Here is an 18,149-nt window from a genome sequence, read left to right as displayed (position 1 = left end):
TTCCTTAACGGTGGAATATCTAGAATATATATTAACTATTTTTAATTGGTAATTTTTTTATAATAAAAACCCTTCATGCCCATAATTCATATTTTTAAGCGATATATTTTAAAGGTTTTTGATTTAAAGAAAGAAGAGTTAAATAAAACACTTCTACTTCAGTTTAATGTTTTTATATTAATCACCACATTATTAATCATTAAGCCTACAATTAATTCGCTTTTCTTATCCGAATTAACTTCAGAAGCTTTACCGCTAGGTTACGTATTTACTGCCATTTTAGCGATAATAGGATCTTTTTTCTACGATAAAGCCTTAGAAAAATATCCTTTAAATATTATAATGGACAGAACGCTAATTGGTTCTGTTATTTCTTTAATTGTATTTGGTATTGGTTTAAACTTCAATCTAATTACTGGTTATTTTTTATACCTTCCATATGTTTGGGTCGCTATTTTTGGGTTACTAACTGCCTCGCAATTCTGGATCTTAGTTAATCTTGTTTATAATGTTAGAGAAGCGAAACGCGTTTTTGGTTTTATAGGTGCCGGAGCCATTGCCGGAGGTATTTTTGGTGGTTACTTAACCTCTTTACTTACCAATTTTATAAATACCAAGGATTTACTATTTGTTGCAGCTTTACTACTCGTTATGTGTATTGTAATAACTAGATTTATTTGGAAAACAGAAGTTCTTAAACTAAATCCTTTTCAGGTTGCTTTTAGAAATAGTTCAAAGGGAGATTCACCTTTAAAACTTATAAAAGAGTCTAAACTTTTAAGTTTAATTGCCTTGGTTATTGGTATTAGTGTTTTGGTCGCAAAGTTAGTAGACTATCAATACAGCGATTATGCATTTAGGCTTATAGACAACCAAGATGATTTAACATCTTTTTTCGGTTTTTGGTTTTCTACTTTAAGTGTTATTTCATTAATTATTCAATTGTTTTTAACTAAACGTATAGTTGGAACTTTTGGTGTTGGTAAATCGCTTCTATGGTTGCCTACAGGTATCTTAATTGGTTCTGTCCTATTACTTTTAATTCCGCAATTATGGGTTATTGTCTTTATTAAAATTGTAGACGGCAGTTTAAAGCAATCTGTAAACAAAGCATCTACAGAGCTGCTTTCCATCGCAATCCCAATAGACATTAAAAAGAAAACAAAAACCTTTACAGATGTTGTGGTAGATAGCATTGCCACAGGAATAGCTGGTTTTATTTTAATTTTCTTTATTAACGGATTAGAAATTTCTTCCACCTATATAAGTATCATTATTATTGTTTTAATAATAGGTTGGTTAACGCTTATCTATTTTTTAAGGAAAGAATACATCATTGCTTTTAAAGATTTATTAGAAATATCTAGTATTAAAAAAGACAAACATGTCAAGGAAGAAATTAAAGTAACTTCCATTATCGATTCCGTTTTAAGGGTATTTAATACAGGAACTGAAAACCAAATTATTAATATGCTTACCAAAACTTTGGAGGTAAAAGACGAGCGTTTTTTTAAAGGCATTAAAAACCTATTACACCATTTTTCACCAAGAGTAAAAGCCTTAGCTATTGAAAATTTATACTTTCTGAAAACCGAAAACTTGTCTTCACAAATTGAAAATATGGTGCATGACAAAGATCAAAATGTTACCACTTCTGCCTTTAGATATTTAATAAAAAACCACAAGCAAAACACCATCATTTTATTTGAAAAGTATATAAATAGTGATGATAATACTATTAGTAATGCAGCATTATTAGGATTATCATTAGAATTAAGAAATAATCAATCACTACAAAACAAATTCAATTTAGAGCAAAAAATAGAGACTACACTTACTAAATATTCTGAAATGGTAAATAAAGAGTATAAAAGTAATACCATACAAGCGATATTAGAAAGTATAGGAAATGCAAAAGTCAATAGCTATTACAATGTTATTAAAACCCAATTACATTCTAAAAATATAGAGGTGTTAAAAACAGCTATACGCAGTGCTGCAAAAACATTAGATCCCGAATTTATAGACTTAATCATTCCTCATTTATCGGTAAAAGAAACAAGACCTATTGCTGTAGATGCTTTACATACTTATGGCACCCCCATTATGGATGTGTTATACCATAAAATAATAAAAGAAACTATTGACTTTGAAGATGCAGCTTATGTTATTTTGGCTATTGAGAAATTTAAATCTCAAAAAGCAATTAATACCTTGATTCTATTAACGAATGAGACGGAACACTCTGTAAAAGTAGAAGCTATTGAAGCCTTAAAACGGTTAAAATGGAAATATCCCCAACTAAAAATTAAAGACCGTTTTATTGTCGATAAGATTTTAGACGAATGTCAGCTCTATCAAAATACTTTAGCTGTATTACACACACAAATTGTGCTTCAATACAAAAAGAAAGCCGGAGCACAAGAGTCTAAAGAAGAAAACGAAGCTAGAAACGGATTAATTCATTTACTAGAACAACGATTAGATAGACAACTACAACGTATTTTTAGATTTTTGGGCATAAAATATCCACCTAACGAAGTAGACCCTATTTTAAACACCATCATAAATGGTAAGGAAGAACAGCGCATTCATGCCATTGAATTTCTAGATAATATTTTAAACAGCCAACTGAAAAAAGAATTGATTCCTTTAACTGAATCGATTTTACTAGACAGTAATTCTGAAGAAAAAATTAAGAAACTAAACCTTAAAATTTTAAGTGAAGTTGAATGTTATAATGAATTATTAAAACGCAAAGATGTAAAATTGAAATTTGCAGTATTATATCTTATTGAAAAATCGAATACTGCACATTATAAATCCCTTTTAGAAATGGTTTTAATTAATGAAACCAATACAAAAATTAGAACAAAAACAGAATTGCTATTGCATGCTATTTCCTAATTAGTTTATCAATATTTGTCGCTAAATTCATGTGATCGGTAGCTGAATTTTTTCTCAAAACGTTGGTCATTAAAACCACCATATATTTGGTATTATCTGGATGCTCTACAATAGCAACCGAATTCATAAAGTTTTGAATATTACCCATATATTTTCCACATGCTTGTCCGTTACTTCTATCACATTTATACAAACTACCAGATTTAAAATATACAGCAGCTTCTTTTAAAGCAGGAGCTTGCGCATAACGAATTCGTCTGTCTGTCATGTACATCAATCGCTTCATTTCTAAGCTTGAATTTTCGTCTACAACATTTCCTTGTTCTAATTGTACTAAAAATTTCATAACACCAAGTGGCGTACCGATACTTCCGCCTTTATCTCCAACATAGGTATTTGCTCCTTTGGTAAAAAAGCTTCCTAAACGCCATTCATCAGCAGTAATTCCTAATTTACGTAAAGGCAAATTAACCACGTCGTTTCCTATATCTGTTAATACTTTTTTTTCTGTAGATTTAAAATAAGTCAGAGCTTCTGCTTCTGTTAATTCAGGATATTTATCTCCAAACGCCTGCATTAATAATACTTCGCGCCAAACAATACTTGCAGCACCATTATTACTAACAGAAAGCATGTGATCTGCCCATTCAAATAGCGAAAACTCATCACTAGCAATCACTTGTCGTTTTACTAATTTTTTAGTTTCAATATTATAAATAGGAATTGTATGTTCATCTGTTAAACCCCAAACTCCAGCCTTCACCACTTTGGTTTTTAAGAGCGCAATACGTTTATCAAAGTTCTCTGGATATATTTTTGCTAGCTGATCAAATAAACCAACTAAAACGGCTAGTTTTCCTACGCTTCCTGGTTGATAACCTGAAGTTTCATTTCTATGTGCATATTTAATATCGTTTAAATTGGTGATGTCTAAAACCGCTAAAGAATAGCTTTTATCTAACCCTCTAAACAAATCACTAATCTCTTTCTGAAAAGTGGGGTTTTCCTTAAAAAAACAATGTAAACTATCTGCAGCTTTCTCTTTTAAATTTAAATTAATATCTACATACGATTTAAATGCACCTTCCGGCAAGCTTTGTTTTTCAACAATTTCACCACTTTTAATCAGTTCTAGTCGTTTTAAACGTTTTATTCCGGTGTACTCATATCCATCTATAGGGTATACCATTACTGTAGTAAATGCAGAACACACAAATACAATTGCGATTAGTAAAATTATCTTTTTCATTTATATTTTTTTAGAAAGCGAAATCGCTTTATTCGTATCAATTATTGGAGTTATAGATTCTAAATATGAAGAACTCAAGGCTTTCTTATTTTCTACAAATGGTCTTATTTGAAACAACCACAACTTGTTGTCTTTAAACCCTAACTCTACATCATAAGCTCCGTTATATGCTTCATTAGTTTCTTTAGGCATGGTCTGTCTTATCTGTTTTGCTAACAGCTTTATATCTTTTATATTTTGTGTATTTAAAATAGGTTCTGAAAAAGTCGCTGTTTTTTTTAGAGTGCCTCCAGTTACAGGTAAACTATTATAAAAACGTTCTCTTGAAGGTGCAAGTAATTGATAACCTCCTGCATCTTTTAATAAATAGGTTTCTGCAGATTGACCATCTACTGCTCCACCCGCTCCTCTACTAAACGCAATGGTTAAATCTTTATCATCTCCAGAGGTTAATCCTTTAGTAATTAAAACCCCAGAATAATCTACATCTACACTTGGAATTACCAATATAGAAGGAAAAACATTTTCTGGGTTTAGCAAATATTTTTGTCTCCATTTAAAACTACGCTCAGTATATGGTGAAGCCCAAACATCTTTAATTCCATTAAAAATTTTCTCTTTATTAACTACATTAAATAAGGTTAGATTTAATCCAGCACCTGTAAACTCTTTTAAATCTTCCATATTCGTGTCACTTCTTAAAAACACCGGAATTTCTCCTAGATTATGTCCTAAAACCGATTTAAAATCATGTTCCATTTGCGAAATAAAATCTGCTTTTAAAGGCATTTTTTTAATCGCTGTTCTTAAAATTTCTAACTGACGTAGTTGATAATGCTCAATTTCTTCTTCAGCAATACCTTGGTCTTCCATTGCTATTGCTTCTTTAAACATAGCACTTAAAAATTCCCAATACGATTGGTTTTGTTCTGGCATGTCTTGATCCATGTGATCTTTAAATATACCGAAAGGAATTACCAAACCTTCTACAACTTGCTCAGGAAACATTTTTTTAAGTTGACCTAAATTTGCTGCTTTTGGTCCGCAAATCTTCCCCGAATTACTAGCATCTACGTCCCGCATGTTTAAAACCTTCGTATCATTTAACACAATGTTTTCTACAGGAACCTCTATTTTTCCTTCTTTACGTTCTTTTTTTACAAATAAAGCGACTTCTTCTGCAGTCATATCTTTTTCTGCTTTTATAATTACATTCCCTTTATTAGACACGGCATAAAAAACGTTTTGTCCGTTAAATTGTTTTAAATCCTCTAAGTTTTCATCAGATAATGCAGCATTAGGAATTCCTAAATTACGTGCTAATAATTGCACGTGAGACACCATATTTCCTTCGGAGACGGTTGCAATTCCAGCAATTGGTTTTAAATCTGCTGGGGGACGTTGAAAAATATATATTTTATTAGAAGATACTTCGATAGCATCTGGAGATCCACCAACAACCACTAATTCTCCATAAGCATAACCAGGATTTAAACCACGAATAGTACTTTGGTTTGGAATGTTTAGTACTTTATTAGTTAACGAAGATTCCTTGGCTATAAAATCGCCCAATTCACCTACAGACTTTCCTAAATGTAAAGCAATAGAACCTCTAATTTTATCATCTATAAATCCATAAGCTAGTGGTTCAAAATTGGTATACACATCTACTTCATTTTGATAGTTGGCTTTAACCATTCCAGAACTCCATTCTACTAAACGTCTTCCACTTTGTAAAATTGCGGTTAGTTCTCCTAATGTGGATTCATTATTTAAATTAACCGATTTGGTTAAACTTAAAGATTCCCATTCATACTGTTCAATATAACCTGCAGCTGCGGTTGCCATTCCTAAATAACATATTTTATCTACTAACTGCTCTACTGTTTCCGGTTGCCATAATGGTGCATTTTTAAAAATAACTTCTTCTAATTTAATAGAAACATCTAGCATTTGTAAGCGCGCTAAAGGTCTTTTTTCTATTAGAAGATTCGCTCTTAAATTCACTAATAATTCTGCCGTATCTTGGATTAAATCAGTCACATTTGTTACTGTATTATGTGCTAAAACATAATCTTTAAAAGTATCACCGAAAGGAGTTGAACTTAACAACGTGGCTTTTTGTTGTAACGACGCTAAATCGACAGGTTTAAAAAATGTAGTCATAGTAACGACTAACTCATCTAATATTTTTGTTTGATTACTAGATAATTTGGCTAGATGCTTTGTTTTAAAAGCTTTTACTTTTTCAATATCCTTAGTTTCTGGTTGTGCATGAATTTTAACCCGTAAATCCATGAAATCAGGATACAAATCAGACAATACTTTAGATTGACTACGCATTAATTGTGCTAAATTATCGTCTCCGTTATGCGGAATATCTTTTAACGATTGTCTAATTAAATAATAATTATTTTCTAATAGTTCATCATTAGAAAGTAACCATTTAAAAAAATCAATTCCCCAAGCTTCTTCGTCTTCAGATTGAATTGCTCCTCTATAAAACTGACTTTTTCTATTAATCCAACCATCATCAACAGCTCTTAAATACTTATCTATTTGATACTGTTTTAACCTGGAGTTATTATTACCTTCATCCCAAAAAGCATCGTGTTTAGTGTAGGTTAAAATCTGACCCAAATATACATGATTAGTTACCCCTAAGTTTTCAACTTGATCTTTATATCTAGCATGCTGATTTCCTGGACCAATGTTATCTGGACATGGGTCTTTTGGTTGTCTAACACTTCCATCTGAACAAAACCACCGAATGTCTTTATAAGGACCTCTAAGATCGTTTTTATAAAAAGTGATTTGTTCTTTAATCTTTTCGGCATCTACTTTTTGAGCCAATAAAGAATATGAACATAAAAAAACACTGAAGCAAAATAGAAGTCTATTTTTCATTTTATTTAAGACGTTTTATATAAAATAATACCTTACTAATATAGTAGTAAAAAACTAATCTATTAATAAAAACTAAAACCTTATTTTATAACGTCTTAAAAATTAAAACTAATTCGTTTTAATGTGTAAAGTCCTAATAATTAGAAATTTTAATATGTTGAACCAATTATATTTTTGCCTGATAAGTATACAAATCGTAATAACGACCTTGAGCTGAAATCAGTTCATCATGAGTACCACGTTCGGCAATTTTACCTTCTTCAATCACTAAAATTTGATCGGCTTTACGAATGGTACTTAAGCGGTGCGCAATGACAATTGTGGTTCTGTCTTTAGTTAATTCATTTAAACTTTTCTGAATAAACCCTTCACTTTCCGTATCTAAATTAGAAGTAGCTTCATCTAAAATAATCACTTTTGGGTCGGCTAAAATAGCTCGTGCAATGGCAATACGCTGACGCTGACCCCCAGATAATTTTACGCCACGCTCTCCTATTAAAGTATCTAAACCATCCTCAAATCTATCGGTAAATTCACTCACATAAGCAGAATCTACAGCTTGTAATAATTCGGCTTCCGTAGCATTTGGTCTTGGGAATAAAATATTTTGTCTAATGGTACCTTCAAACAAAAATTCGTCTTGTAAGACCACACCTAAATGTTTTCTAAAACTATTCAGTTTTACTTTAGACAAATCGTAACCATCAACTGTTACGCTACCAGATTTCGGATTTAAAAACGTAGCCGATAGTCCTGCAATGGTCGATTTTCCAGATCCAGAACTTCCTACCAACGCAATTACAGAGCCAGAAGGAGCATTAAAACTAATATTATGCAAGACATTTTTTCCTGATTCATAAGCAAAGGTAACATCGTTAAAGGCTAAATCACCTTTCAAGTTTTGAATTTCTACAGTACGGTGTTCGTCATCTTCTTCAGCTTCCATATTCATTAATTCTTCAGTACGATCTAAACCGGCTAAAGCTTCAGTTAACTGACTTCCAATATTACTCATTTGTACGATAGGTGCAATCATAAAGCCCAATAATAATGTAAAGAACATAAAATCACCAATTGTTAATTCGCCTTGCATGATTTTATAGCCTCCAATTCCCATAATTCCAGTTGAAGCAATCCCTAATAAAAAGGTAGAAGAACTTGTCATAAATGCCGTAGCGGTTAAACTTTTCTTTACATTCTGAAATAATTTATCGACACCAACTTCAAAGGTTTTGTTTTCTTGATCTTCAGCATTAAAGGCTTTAATAACCCTAACGCCTGCTAAAGTTTCTGTTAAACGTCCGGTTACTTCAGCATTAATTACGCCACGTTTTCTAAAAATTGGACGAATATATTTAAAGGCTTTCAAAGCGAGTACGCCAAAAACAGCCACAGGTACTAAGACAAAAAGTGTCATAGATGGGCTAATTCTAATTAATAATACTAATGAGATTATAGCTGTAAACGTCCCTCCCACTAATTGTACTAACCCCGTTCCTATTAAGTTTCTAACACCTTCAACATCGGTCATTATTCGAGAAACTAAAACACCTGATTTTGTATTATCGAAAAAGCTAATCGGTAAAGACAATACTTTTTTCTGAACTTTAGCTCGTAATTCAGAAATTAAATACTGTGCCTGTACACTTAATATTTTGGTAAGTAAAAACGACGTTACGGCTTGAACCAAAATAGCACTTCCTACTATAGCTAATAAGGTATATAATTGGTCGTAGTTTTTATTCGGGATCACATCATCTAGCAAAACTTTACTCTGCCAAGGTAAAACCAAACTTGCCAATCTGCTAAACACAATAAGCAACAACCCGACAAATACAAGTTTTCGTCGTGGCCAAATAATAGTTTTAAACGCTTGTGCCATACTTACTTTATCTGCCTTTTTTTTAGGGCTAGTCGGTGCTTGTTTGTAATGTCTCATATTATTTAATTTATCGGTAAAGATAATTCTACCAAGTAAACAATTAAGATTTATAAACATAAATATTGTTAATAGAGTTTTAAATGACATAAAGTTCTACCTACTATTCCTTAACTTTATACATCTTTAGAACTTATATATTATGGAATTTAGAACATTAGGAAAATCAGATTTAAAATTATCAGCAATTACTTTTGGTTCTTGGGCTGCCGGTGGATGGATGTGGGGCGGAACAGAACAAAATGATGCCGTAAAGGCCATACAATCTGCTTTTGATTATGGTGTAACTACAATAGACACTGCTCCTATTTATGGTATGGGACATAGCGAAAAAATAGTTGGAGAAGCTATTAAAAATATTCCGAGAGATCAGGTACAATTAATTACTAAATATGGTTTACGTTGGGATGCTACCGATGGAGAATTTTATGTAAATACGCAAGATAACGATGGTAAAGACATCGCTATTTATAAAAACTCTAGAAAGGCTAGTATTATTAAAGAATGTGAAGACAGCTTAAAACGTTTAGGGACAGATTATATTGATTTATATCAAATTCACTGGCCAGATGTTACTACAGAAATTCAAGAAACCATGGAAGCTGTAGCACAATTAATTAAAGATGGAAAAGTGCGTTATGCAGGTGTTTGTAATTATAGTGTAGATCAATTAAAAGAGGCTAATAAGTATGTAGACATCATTTCTAATCAAGTGCCATATAGTATGGTTAACAGAGGAATTGAGACAGACCTTGTGCCATATGTACTTGAAAATAACATGTCTATTTTAGCGTATAGCCCACTACAACGAGGTTTGTTAACAGGTAAAATGAAAGCTGGACATGTTTTTGCTGAAGGCGATCACAGAAAAGGATTATCATTTTTTAAAGATGAAAATATAAAACAAACAGATTTATTTTTAGAAAAATTAGTACCGTTGGCTGAAGCTAAACATGCATCAATTGCTCAATTGGTTTTACGTTGGACTATTGAACAACCAGGAATTACCATTGCATTAGCTGGAGCAAGAAATGAGAAACAATCAATTCAAAATGCAAAAGCAATTGATGTAAAATTATCTGCTGAAGAATTACAATTTATAAGTCAAGAATTGTCTAAAATTACACTCCATTTGTAAATACAGGCTTCAAATTTAAGAGGTAAAAAAATAAATGGCATTCTAAACTTAGAATCTGAAAATTTACAGACTAGTTTATTAAACAAAAACACCTTATTTCTGATAAATAAGGTGTTTTTGTTACTGATTCTTTAGAATTAAATTTATAACGTTAAAATGAACGCTTAATAAAAGACTAAATGGTATTTTTGTGTGATGCAAAATAAAAAAAACCAATTTGAATTTATTGCGTTAATGGCATCATTAATGTCTATAGTCTCTTTATCTATAGATGCTTTATTACCTGCTTTTCCTAGTATAGGTTTAGCTATTGGAAATCAGAATAGCAGAGATTTGCAGTCGCTTGTTACCATGATTTTTTTAGGTTTTGGAATTGGCCAATTAATTTTGGGGCCACTATCCGATAGTTTTGGTAGAAAACCATTAATGTATGTCGGGTTTGGAATTTTTATTATTGCTAGTCTAATTTGTGTAAGCGCAACCAGTTTAGAAGTTATGTTAATAGGAAGAGTACTTCAAGGTATAGGTCTTTCTGCTCCAAGAACCATATGTATTTCTATTATTAGAGATTCTCACAGAGGTAATTATATGGCCAGGATGATGTCTTTTGTAACGGCATTTTTTATTTTGGTTCCTGTTATTGCTCCCGCACTAGGACAATTTATACTTAACTATCTTAATTGGGAGTCTATTTTCTTTACACAACTCTTTTTTGCTATTGTAGTTACCATTTGGTTTTGGAAACGACAACCTGAAACTTTACATCCTGAATTTAAAATACCGTTTAATAAACATGTTTTTATAAATGGATTTAGTGAGTTAATCCGTTATAAAGAGGCTATGATATTTACTGTATTATCTGGTTTTATTACAGGATCTTTTATGGTGTATTTAAGTTCTGCTCATCATGTTTTTATTGACCAATATGGTATTGGGGAAAAATTCCCTTATGTCTTTGCTTGTCTAGCAATATCTATAGGAATATCTACATTGCTAAACGGTACTTTAGTTGTGCGTTTTGGAATGCGTAGACTCGCTTTTGCATCTTTAACAGCATTTTGTTTAATATCTACTATGTATGTGTTATTATTTTGGAATACACCTAATCCAAGTTTATATGTATTAGTTCCTTTTTTAGGTGCTCAGTTTTTTACTTTAGGCTTTTTATTTGGAAATTTAAGAGCCATAGCCATGGAACCAATTGGACATATTGCGGGAATTGGAGCTGCATTAACAGGCTTTATATCTACTTTAGTAGCAATTCCTATCGCTACATTTATTGGTCGTTTTATGACAAATACCGCTTTACCTTTATTTGTAGGATTTTCTATATGTGGTAGTATGGGATTAATTACTTTTATTTATTTAAAACGACATATGCTTTACCGAAAATTTCATTTAAAAAGGAGTTAGGGATTGCAACGGCATCCTTTTTATGTTTTTTTCATAAAAAGATATAGTGGAAAGCCCGACTTTTTTCTTTAAAAAAGGAACTCTCTACTAAAAGTTAATATGTGTAATAATATTTACCACAGACGAAATTATATACTCAATACCAATTGCAATTACTATAAAACCAATAATGCGAGACAGTGCATTAATTCCAGATGCCCCTAGAAATTTTACAATAAAGTACGAACTTTTTAATATAAGATAGATACAGGTTGTCGTGAATACGAGTGCACTTACAATAACGAATTTATCTTGAATGTCTATAAACTCCTGATTGTACGTTATAAGTAACGATATTGTTCCTGGTCCTGCTAGCATGGGCATGGCTAAAGGTGTTAAACTAATTTCGTTACGGGAATGAATATCTTCTTCTACACGCTTACGTTTCATACCCTTATGTTCTGCAAATTTTCCTGTTAAAAGTGCGAAACCTGAAGATGCTATAATGAGTCCTCCAGCAATTTTTAAGGCATTAATGCTTATTCCGAAAAAGGATAAAATATACTTACCTGCAAAAAATGATAAAAGCAGAATTATTAATGCATTTACTGAAGTCCAAAATGCAATAACAGCACGTTCTTTTTTTGTGTTATCTGATGATAATCCTACGAATACAGGAACAGTTCCAAGGGGATTCATAATTGAAAATAAAGCTCCAAAAGTGGATAAAAATAACTCCATTGTTTTTTCTGCAAATACACTATATTTTATTCCATTTTATGTTAGTTATATTTTAAGTAATTGTAAAAAAATGAAATAACAAACTACAATTTCTACTCATTGTTAATGGACAAAAATCTATTATCTTTATAATTATGAGATTTTTTACTGTAAAACTATTAAGTGTTTTTATTATTTTAATAATCATACAATCATGTGCATCTGTCACTTATGTTAAGAAACATAATTTAAACAAAGACATTAAAAGTATGGACGTCTGTACCTATTTTATAAATAGAATAGGAGATTCTCTTTTACTTAAACAGAAACATATCGAGTTTACTAAAAATGGAAGAGTCAAATTATCTACTACCTTAAACACAGATAAGGACACCGTACAAATTACAGAAAAAAAACTATTTTTTGAAAAACAAATGGTTCCCGGTCTCCCTCATTATTATTGTAAAACACGATGGAAAACAAATTGTAGAGAGCGTATAAGTTGCTATTCGCAGAAGAAAGATAAACAGAATGAAAAGATTATGTTTTATGCTAATGATGGTCGTATTTTAAAACACATAGATAATTTTATAACCTTTAATAGTTATGAGTATACTTATAATAAAGAAGATAAACTTAGATGTATAACCCTAAAAAATGAATCGGGTAAATACATAGATTCAATTATGGTAAAATGCCTAAAAACGGATAAAAACAAAAACTGTGTAACGTTGGAACACCATTACACAGTTTCTGATAGTTTAATAAGAATATATAGAAAAATAGAGTATTAATTATATTTCTCTTTTTACGGGAACCAAAGCACTCTTTTTAATTTTAATAAATCCAATAGCATTAAGTACTTTCATAATACCATAAGTCACATCTAGTTCGTACCAACGTACGCCACCAAAGTTAGCACGACCACCAAATTTATGATGGTTGTTATGATATCCTTCTCCCATCATTAAAAAATCGAAAGGCAATAAATTCTTAGATGTATCACTCACTTTAAAGTTTACATAGCCATAAATATGTGCAAACCAATTAATAATCACTCCATGAATTGGTGCCATAAAAAAGGCCATTGGTAAAAATAACCATTGCCACCAAGCGGTTGCAAATAAGATAAAGAATACGGTATATAATGCTGCCCAAAATAAGCGTGATATACGTGAACTTGCAAAATCATCAAAACGTTTCCATTGAGGTACATTTTTAGTAAATTTAGCATCTACAGCTATACGTTGATTATTAATATCTTGGTAGATGTTTTTTGTTCGCCACATCATAGAAAACACATTACTATCGTATTTTGGTGAATGCGGATCTTTTTCTGTATCAGCATATGCATGATGCATTCTGTGCATAACACCATAACCGTAGGCACTTAAATAATTAGAACCCTGAAATACCCATGTTAGAAAGAAACAAATTTTCTCTCCCAATCGAGACATTCTATAGGTTTGATGTGCTGCATATCTATGAAGAAAAAAGGTTTGAAAGAACAACCCAGAATACCATAGAATAATCATAAAGACTATTATTTTCATTGCTATAATTTTATACAACAAAGAACCAATATTAAATAGAATTATAAAATGAACATGGGTTAAGAAATTCGCTTTCTAATTCGGCTTAAAGCTTGAGCTGTGACACCAATATAAGAAGCAATATATTTTAAAGGAATGTCTTTAATTAGTTTTGGGCGTTCTGTAAATAAATTAATATAGCGCTGTTCTGCTGTTTCGTTTAATAGCGATTGTTCCCGTTTAGATTTAATTAAAAATAAGCGTTCTGAAGATAATCGTCCAATTAAATTACCCACTTCTGTTTTCTTATAAACCTCTTGTAAATCTTCATAAGACACACTCCAAATAGATAAATCTGTTAATGCTTCTAGAGCATACAAAGACGGAGCTTGGGTTAAAAAAGAATCGTAAGCACTTATAAATTCATTTTCAAAACAGAAACCAAAAGTGACATCTTTTTCCTCGTCTTCATGGGGAATTAAAAATCGTGCAATTCCTGATTGTATAAAAGAGATATAATACTCTGTTTCACCAACATTTAAAATGCGTTCTCGCTTCTTAAATGTTCGTGTTTTAAGTTTCGAAGCAAATAACTTCCAATCGGCATCACTTATGGATACTGTAGATTCTATATAATCTCTAATTTCTATCATGTATTACCTACTAATAAAGACGTTTAAAAAAAAATAAATTTATGAATTTCAAACTGTATTATACGACTGAAAACTTAATTAATTAAGTCTTTGAAAATAATTTATAAGAAAACAACTACAGTTTAAATAATCGTATTAATTTAACAACTTTAACAATAAAAAATCAATATCCATTATACTATTTTACCATAGTTATAGCATTAATTACGGAATCATTCTATTTTATTAAAAATTATTATTAATCTTACAAAAACCGAGCACTTATTGTAATCTTTAAGTAAAATTATTTTCATAAATTTATCCTACTAAAATATATTAACGAATGTCGATACTTATTACCAACATAAAGCAATTATTGCAAACAAGAACGCATGGTATTTTTAAAGTTTCTGGTAAAGAAATGAAGGAACTACCCTTAATAGAGAATGCATACCTGCTTATAGAACATGATACCATTGTAGAATATGGTTCCATGAAAAATATTGGTGCAATTATAGCAGAAAAAACTATTGATGCCACTGGTAAAATTGTTTTACCAGCATGGTGTGATTCGCATACCCACTTAGTTTATGCTGGCCATAGAGAACAAGAATTTGTAGATAGAATAAACGGATTGAGTTATGAAGAAATTGCTAAAAAAGGCGGTGGAATTTTAAATTCAGCTAAAATTTTAGAACAAACAAGTGAGGACGAATTGTATGAGCAATCTGTAAAACGTCTAAATGAAGTTATGCGATTAGGTACTGGTGCTATAGAAATTAAATCGGGTTACGGTTTAACTTTAGAATCGGAACTAAAAATACTTCATGTTATAAAAAGACTAAAACATGATTTTAATATATTAGTAAGACCCACATTTCTTGGTGCTCATGCTATCCCAAAAGCTTTTGAAGACAATAAATCAGGATATGTGGATGAATTAATTAACACTATAATTCCTGAAATTGCAAAAGAACAATTAGCTAAATATATAGACGTTTTTTGTGAAAAAGATTATTTTTCTTTAGAAGATACAGATCGAATTTTAGAAGCAGGTATTAAACATAATATGGTTCCTAAACTTCACGTGAATCAATTTAATGCTTTTGGAGGAGTTAGTTTAGCTGTTAAGCATAATGCACGTTCTGTAGATCATCTTGAGATTGTTAACCCTGAAGATATAAAAGCATTAAAAGGCAGTCATACTATGCCAGTAGCTTTACCGTCTTGCTCTTATTTCTTAGGAATTCCTTATACGCCAGCACGAAAGCTTATAGACGCTGGTTTACCTCTAGCAATAGCTAGTGATTATAACCCAGGAACTACACCAAGTGGAAATATGAATTTTGTAGTTAGTACAGCATGTATAAAAATGAAGATGACTCCAGAGGAAGCGATTAATGCTGCAACCATTAACGGAGCATATGCTATGGGAGCTCATAAAATGTTTGGAAGTATAACACGTGGTAAAAAAGCGAACATTATCATTACTGATGAGATACCAAATTACAACTACATACCTTACGCCTTTGGTAATAATAATATTGATACTGTTATTATTAATGGTAAAATTGTAGAATAATTATAAAACGTATTCGCATAAAAAAACCGAATAATTTAAAATTATTCGGTTTTTTATTTTATTTAGATTTATTATTTAAGTGTAAATTCTGATGAAGACACTAAATCCTTTTCATTAAAAACATTTACAACATAACGGCCTTCTTCAAACTTATTATCTCCTTTAGCTGTTACAAATTCACAAACATTTAAACTTGTGTTTTCATAATTAAAGCGACTTATTAAACTATAGTTTAAAGATTTTTCTCCAAATATAATTTGTTCGTTCACACCCATAACATTATTCTTAGGATCTATAACTTGTATATATAATTCTTGATCGCCTGCTTGTACTAAACTATTTTTAGCAACAGTAAAACACACTCTAAGTTTATCTGCACGTCTTGCACGTTCTGTAGGTATTAATTTACCAGAACTACGTTCTATAACACCAAAACCTTTTAAGCCAACTGTATTCAAAACAGCTGCATTTTCTACAACTTCTGCTAAAGCAGTATTTTGTACTAATAAAGAATCTGTAAACATATTACGTTCTTCTAAACGTGTACGTGTACTATCTAAAGAAGATGATAACATATTATTTTCAGACTTTAACTTATCGTTTTCTTCAAGTAAAAAATCCATTTCCTTCTGTAAATTCACATATTTTTGTTTGTATCTCCAAAGGCTTTTTACATTAGTTTCAGAAATTTGAAGTGAATCCATTAATCCTTGAATTCGTGTTCTCGCTTCAATTAAATTACTATTTGCAATTTCACTTTCACTAATAGCAACATCATATTGTTTTGCCATATTGCTTAAATCAGTCATTACTAATTCTTTTTCTTCTTTAAGCTGAGCTAAATTTTCGTTCTTTTTTTTCATAAGATCGAAAGTATAAAAGGCTGTTCCTAAAAATAACACTAAAGCAACACCTAAAGCTATTTTTAACCCGTTATTTGATGTGTTCTGTTCCATAATTTATTTGAATAATCACTAATTTGTTACGTATTTATTTATATAGCTAATATTATCAATTTTAAGTTCATAAAACAAAAAAAATAGTACATTTAAATTTTGATAAACTTTATATTAATAATGGATAAACTTGTTGTTTTTAACAATTCAGATCTTTCAAGATTTTTAAATATTCGTCCTTCAGAATCTAAATTTGGAGAACATGTAAAGATGCTTCCTTCTACTTGCAATATATACGAATATATTGAAAATTTAGACGTCGGCTATGTATTAATTGGTATTCCCGAAAGTATAGGTGTTTTCGCTAATCTTGGTCAGCAAAGTACCACTCATATTTGGGAAGCGACATTAAAAGTGCTATTAAATATTCAGAAAAATGAATTTACAAATCCTGAAGACGTTTTAATTTTAGGGTATTTAAATTTTGAAAAAGAACTTAAAAAAATTAATGACTTAGATCTATCTATAGATAAACAACTTGTTAAATGTAGAAAAATTGTATCTAAAATAGATAAAGAAGTTTCTAATTTAGTTTATTGTATTAAAAAAGCGGGTAAAATACCTATAATTATAGGTAGAGGACATAATAATGCTTATGGAAATATTAAAGGAAGTGCTCTTGCTTTAAATTCTCCAATAAATGTAGTTAATTTAGATACACTTACAAATTTTAAACCTGAAGAAGGCAGACACAGTGGTAACGGGTTTACTTACGCTTTTACAGAAGGTTTTTTAAAGAAATATTATGTTTTTGGAGTTCATGAAAATCACATACCAAATTCTATTCTTAAAACAATTAATAAATTAAAGGAAGTAAGTTTTAGCTCTTATGAAAGTATTGAAGTTAAACAAAACACGACTTTTAAAAAAGAACTAAAACACGCTTGGTCTTTTATTAAAGAGCTTCCTTTTGGAATTGAAATAGATTGTTCTGCTATAGAAAAACTGAATGAAGACACTGTAACAACATGTGGTTTTAGTTTAAAAAAAGCGAGACGATTTGTAAATTACTTCGGAAAACGTAAAGCTGTACAATATTTACATATTTGTGAAGCAACTCCTACCGAAGAGAATGCCTTGCAAATTGGGAAACAAATTTCTTATTTAGTTACAGATTTTATACATGCACACAGTACTAAAAAAACATTAGAATAAAATTATTAATAATAAAAGAGGTTGACGAAAATCATGTGTA

Annotated in this window: 13 protein-coding genes; 6 read left to right on the top strand and 7 right to left on the bottom strand. The window is 30.7% G+C overall.

Features of this window, described 5'->3' with window-relative positions; all coding sequences use genetic code 11:
* The first annotated feature begins 75 nt into the window (after nt 1-75).
* Complete coding sequence (locus Q1B05_RS08045) at nt 76-2,907, top strand: Npt1/Npt2 family nucleotide transporter (RefSeq protein ID WP_299779422.1); 2,832 nt, start codon at nt 76-78, stop codon at nt 2,905-2,907.
* Here the strand turns inward: Q1B05_RS08045 and Q1B05_RS08040 are convergent.
* The 3 genes from Q1B05_RS08040 to Q1B05_RS08030 all read right to left on the bottom strand — a co-directional run bounded on the left by Q1B05_RS08040 (nt 2,897) and on the right by Q1B05_RS08030 (nt 9,002).
* On the bottom strand, nt 2,897-4,156 hold the full coding sequence (locus tag Q1B05_RS08040; protein ID WP_299779420.1) for a serine hydrolase: 1,260 nt from the start codon (nt 4,154-4,156) through the stop codon (nt 2,897-2,899). The two genes, Q1B05_RS08045 and Q1B05_RS08040, sit on opposite strands and share 11 nt — an antisense overlap.
* Complete coding sequence (locus tag Q1B05_RS08035; protein ID WP_299779418.1) at nt 4,157-7,063, bottom strand: PEP/pyruvate-binding domain-containing protein; 2,907 nt, start codon at nt 7,061-7,063, stop codon at nt 4,157-4,159.
* A gap of 166 nt (nt 7,064-7,229) precedes the next feature.
* Nucleotides 7,230-9,002 carry an ABC transporter ATP-binding protein gene (locus tag Q1B05_RS08030; RefSeq protein ID WP_299779416.1) on the bottom strand — a complete coding sequence of 591 codons (1,773 nt, stop codon included), beginning with the start codon at nt 9,000-9,002 and terminating at the stop codon, nt 7,230-7,232.
* 142 nt (nt 9,003-9,144) lie between these two features.
* Here Q1B05_RS08030 and Q1B05_RS08025 point away from each other — a divergent pair, with 142 nt between their 5' ends.
* Nucleotides 9,145-10,140: an aldo/keto reductase gene (locus Q1B05_RS08025; protein WP_299779414.1), complete on the top strand. Its 996-nt coding sequence runs from the start codon at nt 9,145-9,147 to the stop codon at nt 10,138-10,140.
* Between the two features lie 195 nt (nt 10,141-10,335).
* Nucleotides 10,336-11,553, top strand: coding sequence for a multidrug effflux MFS transporter (locus Q1B05_RS08020; RefSeq protein WP_299779412.1), 1,218 nt, complete (start codon nt 10,336-10,338; stop codon nt 11,551-11,553).
* Between the two features lie 87 nt (nt 11,554-11,640).
* On the opposite strand, the gene Q1B05_RS08015 is transcribed toward Q1B05_RS08020, so the two are convergent.
* A complete protein-coding gene (locus Q1B05_RS08015) occupies nt 11,641-12,273 on the bottom strand; it encodes a MarC family NAAT transporter (RefSeq protein WP_299779410.1) in 633 nt (210 codons plus the stop codon).
* 134 nt (nt 12,274-12,407) lie between these two features.
* On the opposite strand from Q1B05_RS08015, the gene Q1B05_RS08010 reads away from it, so the two are divergent.
* Complete coding sequence (locus Q1B05_RS08010; protein ID WP_299779408.1) at nt 12,408-13,046, top strand: hypothetical protein; 639 nt, start codon at nt 12,408-12,410, stop codon at nt 13,044-13,046.
* Here the strand turns inward: Q1B05_RS08010 and Q1B05_RS08005 are convergent, their stop codons facing one another.
* Nucleotides 13,047-13,805: an acyl-CoA desaturase gene (locus Q1B05_RS08005; protein ID WP_299779406.1), complete on the bottom strand. Its 759-nt coding sequence runs from the start codon at nt 13,803-13,805 to the stop codon at nt 13,047-13,049. It lies immediately after the preceding gene.
* 59 nt (nt 13,806-13,864) lie between these two features.
* Nucleotides 13,865-14,437 (bottom strand): Crp/Fnr family transcriptional regulator, encoded by a 573-nt coding sequence (locus tag Q1B05_RS08000; protein ID WP_299779404.1) that lies wholly within the window; start codon nt 14,435-14,437, stop codon nt 13,865-13,867.
* 322 nt (nt 14,438-14,759) lie between these two features.
* On the opposite strand from Q1B05_RS08000, the gene hutI reads away from it, so the two are divergent.
* The gene (hutI, locus tag Q1B05_RS07995; RefSeq protein WP_299779402.1) at nt 14,760-15,998 is read left to right on the top strand and encodes an imidazolonepropionase; all 1,239 of its coding nucleotides are present in this window, start codon (nt 14,760-14,762) and stop codon (nt 15,996-15,998) included.
* 71 nt (nt 15,999-16,069) lie between these two features.
* Here hutI and Q1B05_RS07990 read toward each other — a convergent pair whose 3' ends face one another.
* Nucleotides 16,070-16,954, bottom strand: coding sequence for a chromosome partitioning protein ParA (locus Q1B05_RS07990; RefSeq protein ID WP_299779400.1), 885 nt, complete (start codon nt 16,952-16,954; stop codon nt 16,070-16,072).
* A 120-nt stretch (nt 16,955-17,074) separates the two neighbouring features.
* On the opposite strand from Q1B05_RS07990, the gene Q1B05_RS07985 reads away from it, so the two are divergent.
* Nucleotides 17,075-18,109, top strand: coding sequence for an arginase family protein (locus tag Q1B05_RS07985; protein ID WP_299779398.1), 1,035 nt, complete (start codon nt 17,075-17,077; stop codon nt 18,107-18,109).
* Nucleotides 18,110-18,149 lie beyond the last annotated feature (40 nt).

It is taken from the genome of uncultured Formosa sp. (assembly GCF_947500765.1).
Lineage (GTDB): Bacteria > Bacteroidota > Bacteroidia > Flavobacteriales > Flavobacteriaceae > Formosa.
Note: the sequence above shows the minus strand (reverse complement) of the source record. Positions and strands in the feature narration are given on the sequence as shown.

Coding starts and splice junctions, on each gene's coding strand:
- Q1B05_RS08030 (WP_299779416.1), bottom strand. CDS start 9,002: ATGAGACATTACAAACAAGCACCGACTAGCCCTAAAAAAAAGGCAGAT.
- Q1B05_RS08045 (WP_299779422.1), top strand. CDS start 76: ATGCCCATAATTCATATTTTTAAGCGATATATTTTAAAGGTTTTTGAT.
- Q1B05_RS08015 (WP_299779410.1), bottom strand. CDS start 12,273: ATGGAGTTATTTTTATCCACTTTTGGAGCTTTATTTTCAATTATGAAT.
- Q1B05_RS07985 (WP_299779398.1), top strand. CDS start 17,075: ATGGATAAACTTGTTGTTTTTAACAATTCAGATCTTTCAAGATTTTTA.
- Q1B05_RS08010 (WP_299779408.1), top strand. CDS start 12,408: ATGAGATTTTTTACTGTAAAACTATTAAGTGTTTTTATTATTTTAATA.
- Q1B05_RS08020 (WP_299779412.1), top strand. CDS start 10,336: ATGCAAAATAAAAAAAACCAATTTGAATTTATTGCGTTAATGGCATCA.
- hutI (WP_299779402.1), top strand. CDS start 14,760: ATGTCGATACTTATTACCAACATAAAGCAATTATTGCAAACAAGAACG.
- Q1B05_RS08025 (WP_299779414.1), top strand. CDS start 9,145: ATGGAATTTAGAACATTAGGAAAATCAGATTTAAAATTATCAGCAATT.
- Q1B05_RS08040 (WP_299779420.1), bottom strand. CDS start 4,156: ATGAAAAAGATAATTTTACTAATCGCAATTGTATTTGTGTGTTCTGCA.
- Q1B05_RS08005 (WP_299779406.1), bottom strand. CDS start 13,805: ATGAAAATAATAGTCTTTATGATTATTCTATGGTATTCTGGGTTGTTC.
- Q1B05_RS07990 (WP_299779400.1), bottom strand. CDS start 16,954: ATGGAACAGAACACATCAAATAACGGGTTAAAAATAGCTTTAGGTGTT.
- Q1B05_RS08035 (WP_299779418.1), bottom strand. CDS start 7,063: ATGAAAAATAGACTTCTATTTTGCTTCAGTGTTTTTTTATGTTCATAT.
- Q1B05_RS08000 (WP_299779404.1), bottom strand. CDS start 14,437: ATGATAGAAATTAGAGATTATATAGAATCTACAGTATCCATAAGTGAT.